The sequence below is a fragment of the Shewanella sp. 492 genome, from assembly GCF_059338445.1.
The window spans coordinates 190819-209501 of sequence record NZ_CM181702.1 but is presented as its reverse complement, the minus strand read 5'-3'; the positions used below and the strand labels follow the sequence as shown (position 1 = coordinate 209501).

At 46.0% G+C, this 18683-nt stretch carries 15 protein-coding genes; 3 read left to right on the top strand and 12 right to left on the bottom strand.

The window, feature by feature from the left end; genetic code table 11:
- Positions 1-9 precede the first annotated feature (9 nt).
- The 7 genes from aroB to AC5YBX_RS00990 form a co-directional block, all read right to left on the bottom strand.
- A complete protein-coding gene (aroB, locus tag AC5YBX_RS01020) occupies positions 10-1086 on the bottom strand; it encodes a 3-dehydroquinate synthase (RefSeq protein ID WP_475515532.1) in 1077 nt (358 codons plus the stop codon).
- Between the two features lie 15 nt (positions 1087-1101).
- Positions 1102-1617 carry a shikimate kinase AroK gene (gene aroK, locus AC5YBX_RS01015; RefSeq protein ID WP_475515531.1) on the bottom strand — a complete coding sequence of 172 codons (516 nt, stop codon included), beginning with the start codon at positions 1615-1617 and terminating at the stop codon, positions 1102-1104.
- A 214-nt stretch (positions 1618-1831) separates the two neighbouring features.
- The gene (locus AC5YBX_RS01010; protein ID WP_494521553.1) at positions 1832-3883 is read right to left on the bottom strand and encodes a type IV pilus secretin PilQ; all 2052 of its coding nucleotides are present in this window, start codon (positions 3881-3883) and stop codon (positions 1832-1834) included.
- A 22-nt stretch (positions 3884-3905) separates the two neighbouring features.
- A complete protein-coding gene (locus tag AC5YBX_RS01005) occupies positions 3906-4421 on the bottom strand; it encodes a pilus assembly protein PilP (RefSeq protein ID WP_494520330.1) in 516 nt (171 codons plus the stop codon).
- Positions 4421-5041 carry a type IV pilus inner membrane component PilO gene (locus AC5YBX_RS01000; RefSeq protein WP_494520331.1) on the bottom strand — a complete coding sequence of 207 codons (621 nt, stop codon included), beginning with the start codon at positions 5039-5041 and terminating at the stop codon, positions 4421-4423. Before AC5YBX_RS01000 ends, AC5YBX_RS01005 begins: the two co-directional genes overlap by 1 nt.
- Positions 5038-5616 carry a PilN domain-containing protein gene (locus AC5YBX_RS00995; protein ID WP_494520332.1) on the bottom strand — a complete coding sequence of 193 codons (579 nt, stop codon included), beginning with the start codon at positions 5614-5616 and terminating at the stop codon, positions 5038-5040. The genes AC5YBX_RS01000 and AC5YBX_RS00995 overlap by 4 nt, the downstream gene beginning before the upstream one ends.
- Positions 5604-6683, bottom strand: a complete 1080-nt coding sequence (locus tag AC5YBX_RS00990; protein WP_494520333.1) for a pilus assembly protein PilM — start codon at positions 6681-6683, stop codon at positions 5604-5606. Before AC5YBX_RS00990 ends, AC5YBX_RS00995 begins: the two co-directional genes overlap by 13 nt.
- A 185-nt stretch (positions 6684-6868) precedes the next feature.
- Between AC5YBX_RS00990 and AC5YBX_RS00985 the strand changes: the two genes are divergently transcribed.
- Complete coding sequence (locus tag AC5YBX_RS00985) at positions 6869-9418, top strand: penicillin-binding protein 1A (RefSeq protein WP_494524222.1); 2550 nt, start codon at positions 6869-6871, stop codon at positions 9416-9418.
- A gap of 103 nt (positions 9419-9521) precedes the next feature.
- Here the strand turns inward: AC5YBX_RS00985 and argH are convergent, their stop codons facing one another.
- From argH to argC, 5 genes are all read right to left on the bottom strand, one after another.
- Complete coding sequence (gene argH / locus AC5YBX_RS00980) at positions 9522-10886, bottom strand: argininosuccinate lyase (RefSeq protein WP_494520335.1); 1365 nt, start codon at positions 10884-10886, stop codon at positions 9522-9524.
- A 72-nt stretch (positions 10887-10958) separates the two neighbouring features.
- Positions 10959-12176, bottom strand: coding sequence for an argininosuccinate synthase (locus AC5YBX_RS00975; RefSeq protein ID WP_494524221.1), 1218 nt, complete (start codon positions 12174-12176; stop codon positions 10959-10961).
- A 64-nt stretch (positions 12177-12240) separates the two neighbouring features.
- Entirely contained in the window at positions 12241-13146 is a 906-nt protein-coding gene (locus AC5YBX_RS00970; protein ID WP_494520337.1) for an ornithine carbamoyltransferase, read from the bottom strand.
- A 47-nt stretch (positions 13147-13193) separates the two neighbouring features.
- Positions 13194-13979 (bottom strand): acetylglutamate kinase, encoded by a 786-nt coding sequence (gene argB, locus AC5YBX_RS00965; protein WP_110458996.1) that lies wholly within the window; start codon positions 13977-13979, stop codon positions 13194-13196.
- A 22-nt stretch (positions 13980-14001) separates the two neighbouring features.
- A complete protein-coding gene (argC, locus tag AC5YBX_RS00960) occupies positions 14002-14985 on the bottom strand; it encodes an N-acetyl-gamma-glutamyl-phosphate reductase (RefSeq protein WP_494520338.1) in 984 nt (327 codons plus the stop codon).
- A gap of 517 nt (positions 14986-15502) precedes the next feature.
- On the opposite strand from argC, the gene ppc reads away from it, so the two are divergent.
- Together ppc and AC5YBX_RS00950 are read left to right on the top strand one after the other, a co-directional pair.
- Positions 15503-18139, top strand: coding sequence for a phosphoenolpyruvate carboxylase (gene ppc / locus AC5YBX_RS00955; RefSeq protein ID WP_494520339.1), 2637 nt, complete (start codon positions 15503-15505; stop codon positions 18137-18139).
- Entirely contained in the window at positions 18139-18681 is a 543-nt protein-coding gene (locus AC5YBX_RS00950; RefSeq protein WP_494520340.1) for a YceB family lipoprotein, read from the top strand. The genes ppc and AC5YBX_RS00950 overlap by 1 nt, the downstream gene beginning before the upstream one ends.
- Positions 18682-18683: the final 2 nt, after the last annotated feature.

Genomic DNA, 18683 nt, shown 5'->3' with positions numbered 1-18683 from the left:
CCACACAAGTTAAGCGCGGCAAAGGATCTCTTCTAACAGAGGCTCAGGAACGTTAGCATAAATCCCCGCTTGGCCTAGGCCTTCGGGTAACACTAACCTAAGCTTGCCTTGAAGCACTTTTTTATCACGACGCATATGCTTAATAAACTGTTCAAAACCCATGCAATTAGGCGCCTGAGTCGGTAGATCGAAAGCAGTAAAGAGTGTTGTAATTCTCTCAACAACACTTTGTTCGATCAGATCCATTTTACAAGCCGTTTGAGCAGCAAGCACAGTACCGGCAGCAACCGCTTCACCATGCAGCCAAACACCGTAACCCATTTCAGCCTCAATGGCATGGCCGAAGGTGTGGCCGAGATTGAGCAAGGCTCGCACCCCTTGTTCGGTTTCATCTTGTGCGACAACATCTGCTTTTATCTGGCAGCAACGGGCAATCGCATATTGTAAGGCCGATTCATCTAACCGCTGCAGCGCCGCGACATTATCTTCAAGCCAACAGAAAAAAGCCTGATCCCAAATGATACCGTACTTAATCACCTCCGCCATACCTGCAGCAAATTCTCTCGCCGGTAGCGTGTGTAAACATTGTGTATCTATGACCACTAATTGCGGTTGATAAAACGCGCCAATCATATTTTTCCCTAAGGGATGATTAACTGCCGTTTTGCCGCCAACAGAAGAGTCAACTTGAGATAATAATGTCGTCGGTATTTGAATGAAGTCGACTCCGCGTTGATAACAAGCCGCTGCAAAACCGGTCATATCACCGATAACGCCGCCACCCAGCGCGATAAGCACAGTATCTCGCCCCATGTTCTGCGACAGCAGTGAGGTCAAGATATCATCCATTCTTGTTAATGTTTTGTACTGTTCACCGTCAGGTAAGATGACCGGCGTAGCACATTGAAAAGGAGTCAATAGCGCCTGTACCCTTTCAAGGTACAGGGGCGCTACTGTATCATTGCTGACGATAAGCACTTTTTTGTTCTGGAGGTGCGGCTCAAATAATTCGAGCTTCTCCAGCAGATTCGGGCCAATATAAATCGGGTAACTACGTACACCAAGTTCAACCTGAATCCGTTCCATGCTACCGCCTAATGATTAAAAACCTAACTGTTCAATAATTTGATTGGCAACCACTTTTGCACTTTGTTCATCGGTTTTGACGATGATATCAGCAATCTCTTCGTAAAGAGGGTTGCGCGTTTCAGCAAGTTTTTCTAACACTTCACGAGGGTCATCTACTTGTAGTAACGGACGACGCTTATCTCGTTGTGTACGCGCAACTTGCTTGTCGATAGTGGTCTCTAAATAGACCACTATGCCACGAGCAGAAAGATTGTTGCGAATATCTTTACTCTCGATTGATCCGCCGCCAGTTGCTAAAACAATACCTTGTTTTTCAGTTAAGTCAGCGACAACTTGTGTTTCGCGACGACGAAAACCCTCTTCGCCCTCAACGTCAAATACCCACGCAATATCCGCACCAGTGCGGTTTTCAATTTCTTGATCTGAATCGTGGAATTCTAAATGGAGCATCTGCGCCAGATGACGACCTATAGTGCTTTTACCAGCCCCCATAGGACCTACTAGGAAAATATTACGTTTTTCAGCCATTGCTTTACGTCTGAATCTTATATGAAGTTTGCCTACGCCAACCAGAAAATCAGGTCGACCTTAAATGTTACCTTGCTCTAATGAGACTTGACCATGGATTATCTCAGTTATCCCACCTCAAAGGCAAGTGATGCGAGTAAATTCTATGAAATTATACCCACCTATAAAAAAACCAGCGTCTACACGCTGGCTTTTTTGCCATAAGCATCAAAGCTTAAAGTTCTTCTGAAATGATTTTTGGCGTTACGAAAATGAGCAACTCTTGACGTTCATTTTTATCAGAAGTATTCCTAAACAGATAGCCCACGAAAGGAATATCACCCAATACTGGTACCTTACTGACGCGATTGATCAGTTGTTGCTGGTAAATGCCGCCGAGCACAATCGTCTCGCCATGATCCACTAGCACTTGAGTACCAATACGTTGAGTATCAATAGAAACAGCCTGCCCAAGCGGAGTATCCACCACTTTACCCTGTGAATCCTGTGTAATTTCAAGATCCAAAATAACTCGGTTGTCCGGGGTAATTTGCGGTGTTACTCGTAGCGATAACACTGCCTTCTTAAACTGCACCGTTGCTGCACCGCTAGAAGCCGACTCCACATAAGGGATCTCAACACCTTGCTCAATATAAGCCGCCTTTTGATTAGAGGTCATAATGCGCGGACTGGCGATGATCTCACCTTTGCTTTCCTGCTCAAGTGCGCTTAACTCCAGATCCAGTAAGGTTCCATCGGCTAACTTAGCCACATGAAATGCAATACTAGCGGGGTTGGATGCGGCAGCAGGTAGGTTAACATTAAGACGATCACCAATATCAGGCACAATACCGTTAGCGATATCATTGGCGCCACCTAAACTACCTGAAGTGCCTTTGCTGCCCTGTTGATCGGTAATACCCCAACGAATTCCTAAGTCTTCCGATACATCATCTTTCACCGTAACCATACGCGATTCAATCAAAACCTGACGAATGGGAATGTCTAATACCTCAATTAAACGGTGAATATTTTCTAAACTTTCTTCGGTGTCTTTAACCAATAAGGTATTGGTTCGTTCATCGACTGCAACCGTACCGCGTGCAGACAATAAGCTCGACGTTTCTCCTTTCAACAAGGCGGCAATGTCGAGCGCTTTAGCATAATTAACCTGTAAATATTCAGAGTAAAGCGGAGCAAGCTCCTTCACTTCCTGCATATTCTTAAGCTCTTGGCTTTCGCGTATTGCCATCTCCTCGGCTGGTGCAACCATCAAAATATTGCCTTCGATGCGCTTATCTAGCCCTTTAGTTTGTAGAATTAAATCTAAAGCTTGGTCCCATGGCACATCATCGAGTCTAAGGGTAATGTCCCCCTCAACGGTATCGCTAGTGACTAGGTTAAAGTTGTTATAGTCGGCAATGATTTGCAGCACGGTACGTACCGAAATACTCTGAAAGTTAAGTGACAGCGAGCGTCCCTCATACTTCTTTTCTTCTTTTACGACATTCGCCCTTACTGCCTTATTTACACTTAAGCGAAATAGCTCGCCCTCCTGCTTATAATCAAAATCATATTGACCTTCAATATTGATGAGTAAGCGGGTGGTAAGTTCTTCTTTAAAAGTTTCAAAACTTCTAACTGGAGTGGCAAAGTCTTGTACATCCATGACATATAACAGGTCTGAGCCAATATCCGTGTTATATAATTTGAGTTCTAATTTGGCTCCAATCTGTTCAACATTGGCGGCAACTGAGGCGTTATTCAGTTTGATCAATAACTCGCCACCGCCTTCAGTCGTGCGACGAAAATCAATGTTTTTTACACCATTAACAAATGGATTAACCGAGCTTTCACTGCGATCGACAACTTCATCATTAATCGTTAATCTATAGATATTGCCAAGCACTTTACCTTGGTACGCCTTTACCTTAGTTAAGTCCACCAGCACATTCAGCCTGTCGCTATTTTGAGATGTTGACACTGCTTTGACGCCGACATTATCGACGGGTAATCGCGATTTTTCTAAACCAGATAAACTGTCATCAAATCCCAAAATAATTTGGGCGGGTGACGCATTGAGATTAATCTCTGGCTCTGCGACATTCTCTTCAAATATCAACTGTAGCTCTAGCTGGTGATCAACGACCGAGTGGTATTTAACATCCACTAAGCGGTTTGCAGCTGAAGAATACGGTGCCACACCTAATATTAACGCTAGCCCTAAGGCCGCCTTAATTAAAGGTGACATTGTTAGTAATGCATGTTTCGCGGCAGAAGACTCCATCATTCCCCTCATCCTTCGCTTGTTATTCACCAGTCAGCTCCATGTTGCTTAATCTTTCAGCCCAGCAACCTGAACCATCTGGAATTAGTTCTATTATTTCGACTGTTTGCGGTGTTACTTTAGCAATTCGTCCGTGATACAACCCTAAATACTCACCGAGACCTAATCGATAAACACTACCATCGTTTGTTTCTATTAATGCCCAAATCGTTTCCTTTTCACTTAACGTACCACGCATTTTTAAATTATCTAACGCATAAGTTTCTAATCGCCCTTTACGACGCTTTAAATCGGGTTGAAGGCAATCTTTTGTCGTATCGATCACCTCTTCAGTTAATTCACGTGATGGTGGCACAAAAGGACTGCGCATCAAATGAGCTTGATATACGAAATGTTCAAATGTCGGCGGTTGTTTTAATGGTGGAACATAAGCAACATGCTGCGCCTTAGTGGTAGTAACAAACTCCTCTAAATCGCTGCGATCTCCCATACAACCTGTTAAAGCAATAATTAATACTAACCAGGGTAGCAGTTTCATTACTTAGCCCCCTTGGCATTTTTATCTTTGGGTAACTGAGCGCCTTCTTTAAAGCGATAGGTCTTGGCTAATATCTCCATAGCTAGCAGACCCTGATCACTCCGCTTAATCACAAAGTCATGCAAGCTCACGATGCGAGGTAGTTTGGCGACATCACTCACTAGCTGTCCCATCTCATGATAATCACCAGTGACCGACATGCTGATAGGAAATTCAATATAGAAATCACGCTGGATCTCTTCTTGCCATTCGAGGCTTTCTATCCCCAGACCTGAATCGGTAGCAACAAACGTCAGATCGTCTAACAGTCCTGGCATTTCATTTTGCGAGGGTAACATTTTAAGTAATTCTGCAAACTGAATTTCCATTTCGGTAAGTTGATCACGATATAACTTGAGGTTAGCCGCTAGTTGATATTTCGCTTTGAAATCATCACGCAGTGTGATCTCTTTATCTTGTTCCCGGTTTAACGTATCAATGGCATCTGAAATAAATAAGAAGTAACTGGCAATAAAAATCAGAATCGCCAATAACGTTGCAAAAACCACCTTAACCTGAGTTGGCCAACCCCCAATATTTTCAAAGTCGAGATCGTTAAATTCACTCAGATCGAGTTTCATTTGCTGGCTCCTTGGGCAGTACTATTTTCTGCACTCTCGTCACTAATAGAAACACGTAAACTGAATCGTTGTAACTGACGCATCGCTTCATTTTGAGCAACAATAGACTGCATATTGGGATCATGTAGCCACAGTGATGTTTTAACTTTACGCATCATATTAGCCACATTGTTATTAGATTCACTCCGCCCCTCTATCCATAGCAAGCTGCCTTTCTTTTCGATACTTGATAGGTATATTCCGGGGGGAACAATGCGCACGAGTTCATCTAACACGTGAGTGGGTAGATTTCGAGCCTGTTGCAAATTAAGAATAATCTCGGTGCGACGTTCGATATCTTTTTTGCGCTCGCGAATTTTCTTGATTTCAGCAATCTGCTTTTCTAATAACTGAATTTCAGATTGCAAATAGGCATTCCTGCCACGCTGCTCTTCGGTCATCATATCCACGACCATTAATGCGGCATAAACCAATAGCGAGGCTGCAATAAACACCGCTACTAATATGCCCAAATAATCACGCTTTTGTTTTTCTCGCGCTTCTTCTCGCCATGGAAGTAAGTTTATGTTCGCCATTCAGAATAACTCCTAAGCGCTAAACCACACGCAACCATATATTTATTAATTGTTGGCTGCAGGCGAGCTTTTATTTCTTCATCGGCATGTAAACATCCAGAAAAGGGATCGGCAATAATGCTTTGCACACCCAATTCATTGGTCAGCAAGCTTGCCATTCCTTCAAGTTTCGAAGTGCCACCACATAAAACAATATAATCGACTTTATCTTTACCACTGGAGGTACAATATATTTGCAGCGTACGTTTAATCTGTTGCAGCAACTGGTTCTGAAAGGGCGATAACACTTCAAACATATAATTGCGCGGCAGGGAACCAGCTACTTTCGCGGTTTCAGCCTGCTCATGAGACATGCCATAAAAAGATAGAATCGATTGGGTAAAGTGCTCGCCACCAAATGCTTGTTCGCGAATAAAGGTAGTTTCTCCACCTTCAACCACTGAAAAAGTCGTCATGTTGGCACCAATATCGACGAGTGCAACGACTTTATCTTTACCACCGTCAGGAAGTTGTGCCGCAACTAATTCAAAAGCGCGCCCCAATGCATAACCTTCAATATCGACGACTTTAGCTTCGAGATTAATGTCATCCAAACTATCGACTCTAGCATCAATATTTTCAGTGCGACATGCGCTGAGTAGCACATCGACTTTTGAAGGATCGGTGCTATTCACATTGAGTGTTTCAAAATCGATGCTGACCTCATCGAGTGAATAAGGAATTAAGTTATCGGCTTCAATTTCAATTTGAGTTTCCATCTCCTCTTCGCTCAGCGAAGCGTCCATGTAAATAACTTTGGTCATAACAGCCGAACCCGACACGGCAACTGCCGCATATTTAACCGATTTAGGCAATGCGCGCTTGATTAATTTAAGCGACTCTAAAACGGCGTCGGTATCACGTACTTCATGATCGGTTACCGCTCCCTTTTTGACAGGTACCGCCACATGACTCAAAATTTTATAACCATCAGCAGTCTTACTCAGCAGGATTGCTTTTATTTCGTGAGAACCAATATCGATACCCACCATCTGCGGAGCCTGACGCTTCCATAAATTTGAAAGCATATCCATCATCACTTTTTTGTTATAATTTCAGCAATTAGATTAGCACAAAATCAACTCGTTATAGCTATTTGTACAAAATGTTTGTCACTTTTACAATTGCCATTTTTTTGACAACCATTTTTGCTTCACCAATAGCCGCTCGCCTTATATACTGTTGTGCCTGCTCTATTTATTGGAATAATCTGGTGAAGTGGTTTAAACGAATTATTATCGCGCTATTTAGCCTCACTCTTTTAGGAGTAGGTGCTATTGCCGCCGCCTACTTTTATGTACTTCCCGATCTTCCCGATGTCACCACCCTTAAGACGGTAAAATTACAAACTCCGCTGCGCATTTACAGTGCCGATGGCAAGCTAATTTCACAGTTCGGTGAAAAGCGCCGCATTCCGGTGGAATACTCACAGGTCCCCCAGCAACTGATCAACGCGGTGCTCGATACCGAAGATGCTCGTTTCTTTGAACACAAAGGGATCGATCCTATCGGTATCATTCGCGCTGCCTTTATTTTGGCCACTACTGGTAAAAAGAGTCAAGGGGCAAGTACTATTACTCAGCAGGTTGCCCGGGGGTTTTTCTTATCCAGAGAAAAAACCTATATTCGTAAAATTAAAGAGATTTTTTTAGCCCTTAAAATTGAGAAAGCACTCAACAAAGAAGAGATCCTCACCCTCTATCTGAATCGCTCATTTTTAGGTAATCGCGCCTATGGCGTAGGTGCAGCGGCTCAAGTCTATTACGGCAAAGATCTCACGCAACTCACCTTACCAGAAATGGCCATGATTGCAGGTCTGCCACAGGCGCCATCCGCAGCTAACCCCATTCGCAATCCCGTTCGCGCCATCAATCGTCGTAACTGGGTACTTAGCCGTATGCTCGAAAAAAATAATATTACCGAACAGGAATACTTAGCGGCGATAGCGGCTCCTATTACTGCTGAATATCACGGCGCAGAAGTTGAGTTATACGCACCCTATATTTCTGAAATGGCACGCGATTATCTAGCTGATAAATATGGTGAAGAAGAAGCATATACTGGTGGCTATAACGTTTACACCACGATCGACTCAAGGCTACAACAGCTGGCGCAGCAAGCCTTAAGAAATAATGTTTACGCCTACGATGAACGCCACGGTTACCGCGGTGCGACCAAGGTACTGTGGCAGCCGAGCGCTGCTACACCAGCAAACGAAAGCATTATCGAGCAGCTCAAACAGACACAGGGCTTCCAAGGATTAGAACCCGCTGCCGTGCTCGAAGTGGCCGAACAACATGCCCAAGTACTTACCGCAGAGGGACAGACTATCACCCTCGAGTGGCAGGGATTAAAATGGGCGCGTAAGTTCATTAGCAACACTCGTCAAAGTCGCGCTCCTAAAGTGGCCAGCGAGATATTAAATGTCGGTGAGCAAATTTGGATCCGCCATGCCGATATCTGGCAGTTGTCTCAAATCCCCGAGGTGGCAAGCGCCATTGTCTCTCTTGATCCCCATAATGGTGCCATCAAAACATTAGTCGGTGGCTACAGTTTCCACACCAGCCAATACAATCGCGTGACCCAAGCTAAACGTCAACTGGGGTCTAACATTAAGCCGTTTATTTATACTGCCGCGCTAGAAAAAGGCTATACCCTCGCAACTTTGATTAATAACGCGCCCATTAATAACGCCGACATCCGTCAAGGCACCGCATGGCGACCTAAGAATTCCCCCGACAGATACACAGGCCCAACCCGTTTACGGGTAGGTCTAGCGCAATCCATTAACGTCATGTCTGTCAGAGCCATGCGTTATGCCGGCTTAGAGGAGACTATTGATACCTTAGTCCGTTTTGGTTTCGATAGAGAAGATATGCCCAAAAATGAATCGTTAGCATTGGGCTCGCCCTCGGTAACGCCATTGCAGGTGGTCACCGCATTTTCGGCCTTCGCTAATGGGGGGTATCGCGTCGAGCCCTATTATATCGACCATATTGATAACGCGTACGAACAAACTATTGAGCAGTCGAATCCGACTCTTGCCTGTACTCCCGAAATTGAGGAGGCGCCTAATGAAACGCAGCCAGCATTGATCACAGGTATAGATCTGGCCACCAATGCAGAGACGGCTAATGAATTATCACAAGCGGTAAGCGTAAATGGTTGCCCTATTGAAGCGCGTCATGCCGAGCGCATTATTTCAGAGCAAACCGCTTTCTTAATTACCGATGCACTCAAAAGTGTTATTTGGGGTGGGGGCGATTGGAGCAAAGGCACGGGTTGGAACGGCACCGCCTGGCGCGCCGCTCGCGTGGTTAATCGACGTGATATTGCCGGTAAAACTGGTACCACCAACGAATCTCGCGACACCTGGTTTAGTGGATTTAATCCAAAACTTGTCACCACGGTGTGGGTTGGTTTCGATGACCACAGCAAAGAACTGGGGCGCACCGCTTGGAATGCTAATGGCGCGAAAGATCAGATATCGGGCGCCGAAGCCGGCGCAAAAACCGCAGGGCCGGCCTGGAACGAGTTTATGAAAAATGCCCTCGCCAATACCCCAGAAGAGCCATCGCAACCACCCAAGGGGATTGTTTCGGCGCGCATTGATTTAGCCACAGGTAAACTCAGCCGTAAAACTGACTATACCAGTGCATTTGAATACTTTATCAGCGGCACCGAGCCGACTGAAACGGCCACAGAGCCCCAGCAGCAAGATGACATCTTTATCGATGATGCCGTAGAAGAACTGTTCCAATAAGCGACATGAGTGAGCGACTACACCTCATTGAAGTCAGAATATTGACCATAAAAAAACCTGCCGCGGCAGGTTTTTTTTCACATAAATGTGATAACGATAACACTTATGCCTGCTTGGCACTCAGCGCCGCTTTGACTTGCGGTAATGCAGTGCCCCCTAAGGCTTCACGCTTAGCCAAGCATGAATCGATAGTCAGGCATTGATAAACATCTTGCTCTATCACGCTGGCAAAGGTCTGTAAGCTAGATAATGCAAAATCTTCAATCGGTTTTTGCTCAGCAATAGCGGCCACAACCACTTCACCGACGACATGGTGCGCCTCTCTAAAAGGCATCCCTTTAGCAACAAGATAATCCGCCAGTTCAGTCGAGTTCGCATACCCTTGCTGCGCTGCTCTTAGGGTATTTTCACGATTCACCTTTAAACCAGACAACACCAACGCCGCCATCTCCAGACAAATAGACCAGCTATCCATCACATCAAATAGCCCTTCTTTGTCCTCTTGCATATCTTTATTGTAAGCCAGAGGAAGAGCCTTCATGGTGGTTAGAATCCCCATTAAGCTACCGTAAACTCGGCCAGTTTTGCCCCGTATTAACTCTAACGCGTCGGGGTTTTTCTTTTGCGGCATTAATGATGAGCCAGAAGTGACTTGATCATCTAACTCGATAAAACCCGCTTCTCCGCTATTGAAGAAGATTAAGTCTTCGGCCATACGGCTTAAGTGCATCATGCTGATCGACGCATCGCTACATAATTCAATTACATGGTCTCTATCAGAGACGGTGTCTAAACTGTTCAGGGTCGGTGATGCGAACCCTAATGATTTCGCCAGCGCGTAACGATCCATAGGATAAGCCGTACCCGCAAGTGCACCAGTGCCCAGTGGGCAAGTATCGGCGCGTGTTAACGCATCCTCTAAGCGGCTAATATCACGCTCGAACATCTCAACATAGGCTAAACACCAATGACCAAATGCCACGGGCTGAGCACGTTGAAGATGGGTGTAGCCCGGCATAACAGCATCGAGCTCACGTTCGGCTAAATCCAGTAAGGCGCTTCTAAGTTTACCCAGCAAAACTAATAGGCTTTGCCCCTCTTTTTTACACCATAACTTAAGATCGGTGGCCACCTGATCATTCCGAGAACGACCCGTATGCAATTTTTTACCTAAGTCGCCGACCTTGGCAATCAGTGATTGCTCGACGAAACTGTGAATATCTTCCGCTCCTGAGGCCAAAATTAATTCAGGCTTGTCGCTAACTTCATCGAGAAGCTGATTAAGCGCACTTTTTAGTTCAATACATTCAACATCAGTTAGAATACCAACCGAGGCGATAGCATCGGCCCATGCTATTGAGCCAACAATGTCTTCTTCGATCAAGCGATAGTCAACGGGCAACGAATCGTTAAAAAGTTTAAACAGTGCACTGCTCTCTTGGCTAAATCTTCCACCCCATAACGCCATCTCGATATCCTCTTAATACGGTAAAAATACAGGGGCGATAACTCGCCCCTTGCAAGCGGTAAACTCATTAAATTACTTAGCGTTTAATGCTCTAATGCGGCTAGCTAATGAATATAAACGAATGAAACCTTCAGCATCTTTCTGGTTATAAACGTCATCTTCACCAAAGGTGGCAAAGGCTTCTGAATATAGGCTATTGGGAGAACGCTTCTTCACTGCCTGTGCTTGCCCTTTATAGAGCTTAATCACCACTTCACCGTTAACCAGATTTGCCAGCGGCTGCGATGCCCCCAGCAGTGATTCACACAGCGGCGTAAACCAACGACCGTCATAAACCAAATGAGCCATTTGCGCGCCCACTTGCTCACGCCATTCACGGCTACTCTTATCTAGCACTAACTCTTCAATCGCCCGCAGCGCGGCAAACATCACAGTGCCACCAGGAGTTTCATAACAACCACGTGACTTCATTCCTACCAAACGGTTTTCGGTAATATCGATACGGCCTACACCGTGTGCCGCGGCAATGGTGTTAAGTGTCATGAGCGCCGCATACGGTGATAATGCTTCACCGTTAACCTTGGTGACTCGGCCAGCTTCCACTTCAATTGACACATATTCGGCTTCATTTGGGGCATCTTCTGGCGCCACTGTCATGGTCCAAACACCTTTACTTGGCTCGTTCCATGGGTCCTCTAGTTCACCACCTTCGTGAGAAATATGCCAAGCATTAGCGTCGCGGCTATAAATCTTAGTCGCCGACGCTGTGGTTTTAATATTTCGCTCGGCAAGGTAGTCGAGCAGATCTTCCCGGCTCACCATCTCCCACTCACGCCATGGTGCAATCACTTTCAGATCGGGAGCCAGTGCCGCGAAACAGCCTTCGAAACGCACTTGATCATTGCCCTTGCCCGTACAGCCATGGCATAAAGCATCGGCGCCAACTTTACGTGCCACTTCCACTTGAGCCTTGGCAATAATCGGTCTAGCCATAGAAGTACCCAGTAGATACGTCCCTTCATAAATGGCACCCGTGGCGATAGTAGGATAGATATAATCGGCCACCAGCTCTTCTTTTAAATCGACAATATGGCACTCTGATGCACCCGAAGCGATAGCCTTCTCATGCAATCCCTCAAGTTCTGCTTCACCCTGGCCGACATCGGCACAGAAAGCGATGATTTCGCAGTTATCGTAGGTCTCTTTTAACCAAGGGATAATTGCCGAGGTATCCAGGCCACCTGAGTAGGCCAATACCACTTTTTTTACTGCTGTTGTTTCGTTACTCATGACTCTTTCCTAATGATGTATTCATGAACGCTAAGGCATTCAACGGTGTTGTAGGGGAAATTAATTAACTTAATAGTGTCACTAATACGGCATTTTGTGCATGCATACGATTTTCGGCCTGCTGTAAAATCAATGATCCTTCGCCATCGACCACATCGGCAGTTACCTCTACGCCGCGGTAAGCTGGCAGGCAATGCATAAAATATTTTGCTCCTGCCTTTTGCATCATGGTGCTATTAACCTGATAAGGGCCAAATTTATCGTTAATGTCATCGAGGCTGGTGTTGTCGCCCATGGAGATCCAAGTATCGGTATAAATCGCATCGTGACCGGCAATCTTGTCAACATCGGTGGTTAACATTAACTCACCACCGTGAGCGGCTGCAATTTTTTGCGCTTCGAGTACAACCTTACCATCGGGAAAATGTCCCTGAGGACAGATAACCGTCATGGTGGCACCCAATAATGCCGCGCCGTACATCAAGGAGTGAGTCACATTGTTACCATCGCCAACATAAGCCAATTTAAGCTGACTCAAATCGTCAAATTGTTCTGCCAAGGTGAGGAAATCGGCTAAGCCCTGACAAGGGTGATACATATCCGATAAGGCATTAATTACAGGTACTGTACCGTGCTCGGCAAGCGCCTCAACGGTTGAATGTAAAAAGGTTCTCGCAACAATCGCATCGGCCCAGCAAGAGATGTTAGCGGCAAAATCTGACACGGGTTCGCGCTGGCCTAAGGCACCATTTTGTTGATCTAAGTAGACACTATGACCACCGAGTTTATTGATACCGATATCGAAGCTAACACGAGTGCGTAGTGAAGGCTTTTCAAATAACATCACCACACTCTTACCGTCTAATGCGGTGCGGTAGTCACCAGGATTCGCTTTGATCGTTTTAGCCAATGACAGTAATTCCACCAACTCTTGTTGGCTCAGCTCTTTAATCGATAATAGGTGGTTCATAACTCTACTCCTGAAAATAAAAATCCTTGGCGAATATTCAATTAAGGTTATTGCGGCAGTACTTGAGTACCGATGGCTTCACCTTGCACCAATGCCGCTAACTGAGCACTATCGCGCCATGAAGCAACCTGCACGGGTTGCCCCAACCACTGCGCCACTTCTAAAGCCGCTTCCACTTTAACTTTCATGCCTTTGTCGATAACACCTTGACGAGTCAACTCAGCAGCTTCGGCCTTATTCAAAGAGGTAATAAGCTGCCCTTTACCATCAAGTACGCCGCTCACATCAGACAGTAAAACTAATTTGCCATTAACCAATTTAGCTAAGACAGTTGCTGCCTGATCGGCATTGACATTTAATAGCTGACCTAAGTCATCCACAGCGATGGAGCTGACGATGGGCATCCAGCCTTGTGCCAAAATAAAATTCAGATAGGTCGCATCTTTTGGGCTAACTTCGCCGACAAATCCCAGCTGCTCATCCTTTATCTGCGCCGAGACAATACCGCCATCGGCTAGGCTCATGCCTACGCAGGTCACACCGGCTTTAACTGCCGCCGCCTGTAATATCTTGTTAGATGTCCCTGCTAACGCCCCCACGACTATCGGTACCTGCTCAGCTGGCGTAACCCGTAAACCGTCAAGCTTAACGGTTTGCATGCCATTGGCGGCCAATTGCTCATCCACCAAACAACCACCACCGTGCACCATAATGACAGCTTGTCCTGTCTTGATAATATTGGCTGCTGTGGTCATTAAGCGAGCCATTCCCATTTCGCACTGTAATAGCGCGCCACCGACTTTAAGTACTAAAGGTTGCTGTGAAGATATCATGGCTATTCTCTCGTGAATTTGATTATGAATAATTAAAGTGAATCTTTATGCATTGATGAGCTTGGCTAGCTGCCCCTTTCATCAAATTATCGATTGCACTCGCCACTACGAGGTACCCCGTTTGGGCATCGAATTTCCAGCCTAATAAACAGTTGGGCGTCAGCACGACATCATCGACCTTAGGAAATTGATGTTGATATACATGAACCAGTGGGCATTCATTGTAGACGCTATACGCGTTAGCTATATCGGCTTCAGTCACCCCGGCTTTAAGCTGCACAGTAATCGTGGCTAAAATCCCACGCTTAAAGTTACCAAGATGCGGCGTGAAGATAACCTCTTTGCCTAACTGAATGGCAATTTCTGGTTGATGTCTATGCCCTAACACACCATAAGGGGTGAGGCTTACTTCGCAAAAGCTGGTGTGCAGCTGCGCCTTTCTCCCGGCGCCGGTTACTCCGCTAACCGCATTGATCACCGGCAGGCTTTCACCTAGTAATGAGGCTAATGGCTTTAGGGCTGTCAACGATGCGGTAGGGTAACAGCCTGGTACAGCAATCATTTTACTGTTTGCAATTGCTGCATGATTCCATTCAGCCAACCCATAAACCGCGTTAGCAAGCACCTCTGGATATTCATGTTCAAAGCCATACCATTTAGGGTATTGCTGCATATCGGCAAACCGATAAGCACCACTTAAGTCAAACACCGTTAATCCTTGAGCATAAAAGTAAGCAGCAAGATGCAAACTGACACCATGATCAGTCGCCAACACAACGGCATCGGCCTCAGTAATTATTGTCTGCTTAGCAGCTTCAGAAAGCGGCAATAGCGGTAAGGTGATATGGCAATATACAGGATACAAATCGGCCAGGGCTTTGCCCTTATCGAGACTGTTTTCAGACACATACAGACCTTGTATCTGTAACTCTTTATCGGCCTGAATTAATGCAGTTATTTGTGCACCTGTGTATCCACTGGCGCCAATTATAGCGATGTTTTTCATACTTATAGACTTCTTATTAATTAACCATAAAGGAAAAAGAGGGGCACAACTTAAGCCCTGGTAGAGATACCAACATGACAAGTTTATCGTCGCAGGAAGTTTGTGTAGCTAACCTTATAATCTGTTTTTAAGTATGAAATCTTCATTTATCGTCTCAATAATACGCTGTAAATAAAGGCTCTTGCCTTAGCTGTTGGATAGATTATCACGAGAAATTATTTATGCAATACTTGTGAATATATATTTGTGATGGTTTTTGCGAAAAAACGTCATAACTGATGCTTTTTTGGCTACTTGATACTCAGCCCAGCCCTAGGATAGTAGCCGATAACTAGGCTGCCGCCATAAAGCCCGCAGCAATCCCAAAACAGAAGTGATAATGCAATAACAATGCAATTTAAGAGTCGTTAAGCAGTGATGTGCAGCACATAAGTTTGTAATATCCAGATGTGCTATCTTGACCGCAGCCTAATTGGCTGGGTATTGTGAATGATTAACTTAGAGGTATGGAGCATTTATGGCTGATATGTACGCATCATTACGATCCAATGTAGGGACTTTAGGTCAGATCTTAGGCGATACCATTCGCACCCACTTGGATGAGCCATTTTTAGATAAAATTGAACAGATTAGGCACTTGGCTAAAAGTTCACGCCAAGGAGATGATGCGGCAAGAGAGCAGATGCTGACGCTATTAGCCGCCCTTCCCGATGATGAGTTAGTGCCATTTGCCAAAGCCTTTAATCAATTTTTAAACCTTGCCAATATTGCCGAGCAGTTTCACACCATCAGTAGAAATTGCGACGAATTAGTCTGCGTGCCCGATCCTGTAGAGCAGTTGCTGGGGCGGATGCTTAATGGACGAGTTGATCAAGACAAAATGCTCGAGTGCTTACAAACACTCGATATCGATTTGGTACTGACAGCCCATCCAACTGAAATTTCTCGACGCACGCTGATCCAAAAATACTCGGCAGTCGTCGATATTCTCGCAGCCTTAGAAAACCCACAGCTCACCGACCGCGAAAAAAAGCAGAACCACCTTAGATTACGCCAACTGATCGCGCAAATCTGGCATACCAATGAGATCCGCCATGAACGCCCAACACCCGTCGATGAGGCGCGCTGGGGATTGAGCACTATTGAAGCGTCATTGTGGCAGGCCATTCCAGACTTTTTACGTCAACTCAATGAACAAGTTGAAGAGCGCACCGGCAAACAGCTGCCCACCAATATCGCCCCAGTGCGCTTCTCTAGTTGGATGGGAGGTGACCGTGATGGCAACCCCTTTGTTACCGCCAAAATTACCCAAGAAGTCTTAGATCGTAACCGTCATACGGCGGCAAGACTCTACCTTAAAGATGTGGTGCTTCTGGTCAATGAACTGTCAATGGAAGAGGCGAACGCAGAGCTGTCAGCACTCACTAACCATAGTCATGAGCCTTACCGTGATGTGCTGCGAGACTTAAGACAAAAATTACGCGATACCATAGATTACCTAAACTTGCGACTCGAGGGTCACTCTCCCGAAGTGGACTTAAGCACCCTCATTTGGCATGAAGATGATCTAAAGCAGCCGCTTACTTTGCTGTACAACAGCCTCACAGAGTCAGGCATGAGCCTGATTGCTAACGGCTTATTGCTCGACATGCTGCGCCGTATCGCTTGTTTTGGCATCCACATGCTAAGACTCGATATTCGCCAAGATGCCCAGCGCCATAGCGATGCCATTGCCGAACTTACCCGCTACTTAGGCTTAGGGGATTACCACCACTGGGATGAACACGAAAAACAAGCCTTCTTGCTTAGAGAACTTACGGGTAAGCGCCCACTCATCCCGCATAATTGGCAACCCAGTGATGATGTGGCAGAGGTCTTAAGCACCGTTAGATTGGTCGCCAATCAGTCAGCTAAAGCGCTTGGTTCCTATGTGATCTCCATGGCCAGTCAACCCTCGGACGTGCTAGCCGTACTGTTATTGCTAAAAGAAGCCGGCTGTCCGCATCCCATGCGTGTGGTGCCATTGTTTGAAACCTTAGATGATCTCAACAATGCCTCAAGCTGCATGTCAGCGCTATTTAATATCGACTGGTATCGTGGCTACTGTAAAGGTAGCCAAGAGGTGATGATAGGTTACTCAGATTCAGCCAAAGATGCCGGGGTTATGGCAGCAGCTTGGGCACAATACCGCGCTCAAGAGCAGCTAGTACAAATATGTAAACGAGCCGATATTAAACTCACTTTGTTCCATGGTCGTGGCGGCACCATTGGCCGTGGGGGCGGACCGGCACACAAAGCGATCTTATCCCAACCGCCTGGCTCAGTAGATGGACGCATCCGCGTAACAGAACAAGGTGAGATGATCCGCTTTAAATTTGGCCTCCCAAAATTAGCGGTACAAAGCTTGGCACTCTACACCTCGGCCGTTATGGAAGCGACGCTCTTACCACCGCCAGAGCCTAAGCCTGAGTGGCGTGATGCTATGGAGCGGCTAGCAGCCGATTCGGTTAAAGCCTATCGTAGGATAGTCAGAGACGAACCTGACTTTGTCGCCTACTTCCGTGCAGCAACCCCCGAGGTAGAACTGGGTAAGCTACCCTTAGGAAGTCGTCCGGCCAAACGCCGGGTCGATGGTGGAATTGAGAGCCTTAGGGCGATCCCATGGATCTTTGCTTGGTCACAGAACCGCCTTATGCTGCCAGCGTGGTTAGGCGCAGGTGAAGCCTTACAAGCGGCAGCCGATCGCGGCGAGCTAGCACTACTGCAAGAGATGGAGCAGCAATGGCCATTTTTTGAAACTCGTATTTCTATGTTAGAGATGGTGTATGCCAAGGCCGAACCTAATCTAGCTAAATATTACGAAACCTGCTTAGTACCCAAAGAGTTGCACCATCTTGGTGAGGAGTTACGCAGCAGAATGGCCACGGGTATAAAGGCGGTGTTAGCGCTGACTCAAGCAGAAACCTTGATGTCACATACCCCATGGAATCGAGAATCGGTTGAGCTTCGTAACCCTTATATCGATCCCCTAAACTTTTTACAGGCAGAGCTACTGGCCCGAACTCGCAAAGATGAGGCCGCATCAAGCAATGTCGAATTAGCCCTAATGCTCACCATTGCAGGCGTTGCAGCAGGCATGAGAAATACCGGTTGATGAACCTTTTACGCATAGCGATGCTGAGTATTTTGCTGCTATTGACTGGGTGCGCCAGTCAATACAGCATCAGCGAAAAACAACTCAGCAACTATCTTAATGATGCTATACATTTCGACACCAAGCAGGGTAATACCCTGTTTGGCATTGAAATGCGCGTTAATGATGTGGCTGTGAAGTTAGGGCATAAACCTGACATCATGGCCATTACTGCCAGTAGTACAGTTAAGGTACGTAACCCCTTGATGCCACTCATGGCAAAGTTAACTACACAATTTGAAGCCAAGCCTTGGTATGACGCCAACACCCACAGTGTGTATCTACGCCAACTGCGTTTGGTTGAAGTCGCCTCAACGCCTAAAGATATCGAAACAGCTATCGCACCAATAGCGCCGCAACTGATGGGGTTTTTAACCCACTTTCTTGAGACTCAACCCGTTTATGTACTCGATACCCAACAAAGCAATCAGGCATTAATTGCCGAAATGACCAAACGAATTGAGGTCACTCCGGGTAAATTAAAACTGATTTTTAAAGATTAAAA

Excerpts from the sequence above, each read along its gene's own strand:
- AC5YBX_RS01010 (WP_494521553.1), bottom strand. The coding sequence starts at position 3,883 with ATGGAGTCTTCTGCCGCGAAACATGCATTACTAACAATGTCACCTTTA.
- argC (WP_494520338.1), bottom strand. The coding sequence starts at position 14,985 with ATGAAAAACATCGCTATAATTGGCGCCAGTGGATACACAGGTGCACAA.
- AC5YBX_RS01005 (WP_494520330.1), bottom strand. The coding sequence starts at position 4,421 with ATGAAACTGCTACCCTGGTTAGTATTAATTATTGCTTTAACAGGTTGT.
- aroB (WP_475515532.1), bottom strand. The coding sequence starts at position 1,086 with ATGGAACGGATTCAGGTTGAACTTGGTGTACGTAGTTACCCGATTTAT.
- AC5YBX_RS01000 (WP_494520331.1), bottom strand. The coding sequence starts at position 5,041 with ATGAAACTCGATCTGAGTGAATTTAACGATCTCGACTTTGAAAATATT.
- ppc (WP_494520339.1), top strand. The coding sequence starts at position 15,503 with ATGGCTGATATGTACGCATCATTACGATCCAATGTAGGGACTTTAGGT.
- argH (WP_494520335.1), bottom strand. The coding sequence starts at position 10,886 with ATGGCGTTATGGGGTGGAAGATTTAGCCAAGAGAGCAGTGCACTGTTT.
- AC5YBX_RS00990 (WP_494520333.1), bottom strand. The coding sequence starts at position 6,683 with ATGCTTTCAAATTTATGGAAGCGTCAGGCTCCGCAGATGGTGGGTATC.
- argB (WP_110458996.1), bottom strand. The coding sequence starts at position 13,979 with ATGATATCTTCACAGCAACCTTTAGTACTTAAAGTCGGTGGCGCGCTA.
- AC5YBX_RS00970 (WP_494520337.1), bottom strand. The coding sequence starts at position 13,146 with ATGAACCACCTATTATCGATTAAAGAGCTGAGCCAACAAGAGTTGGTG.
- AC5YBX_RS00950 (WP_494520340.1), top strand. The coding sequence starts at position 18,139 with ATGAACCTTTTACGCATAGCGATGCTGAGTATTTTGCTGCTATTGACT.
- aroK (WP_475515531.1), bottom strand. The coding sequence starts at position 1,617 with ATGGCTGAAAAACGTAATATTTTCCTAGTAGGTCCTATGGGGGCTGGT.
- AC5YBX_RS00975 (WP_494524221.1), bottom strand. The coding sequence starts at position 12,176 with ATGAGTAACGAAACAACAGCAGTAAAAAAAGTGGTATTGGCCTACTCA.
- AC5YBX_RS00995 (WP_494520332.1), bottom strand. The coding sequence starts at position 5,616 with ATGGCGAACATAAACTTACTTCCATGGCGAGAAGAAGCGCGAGAAAAA.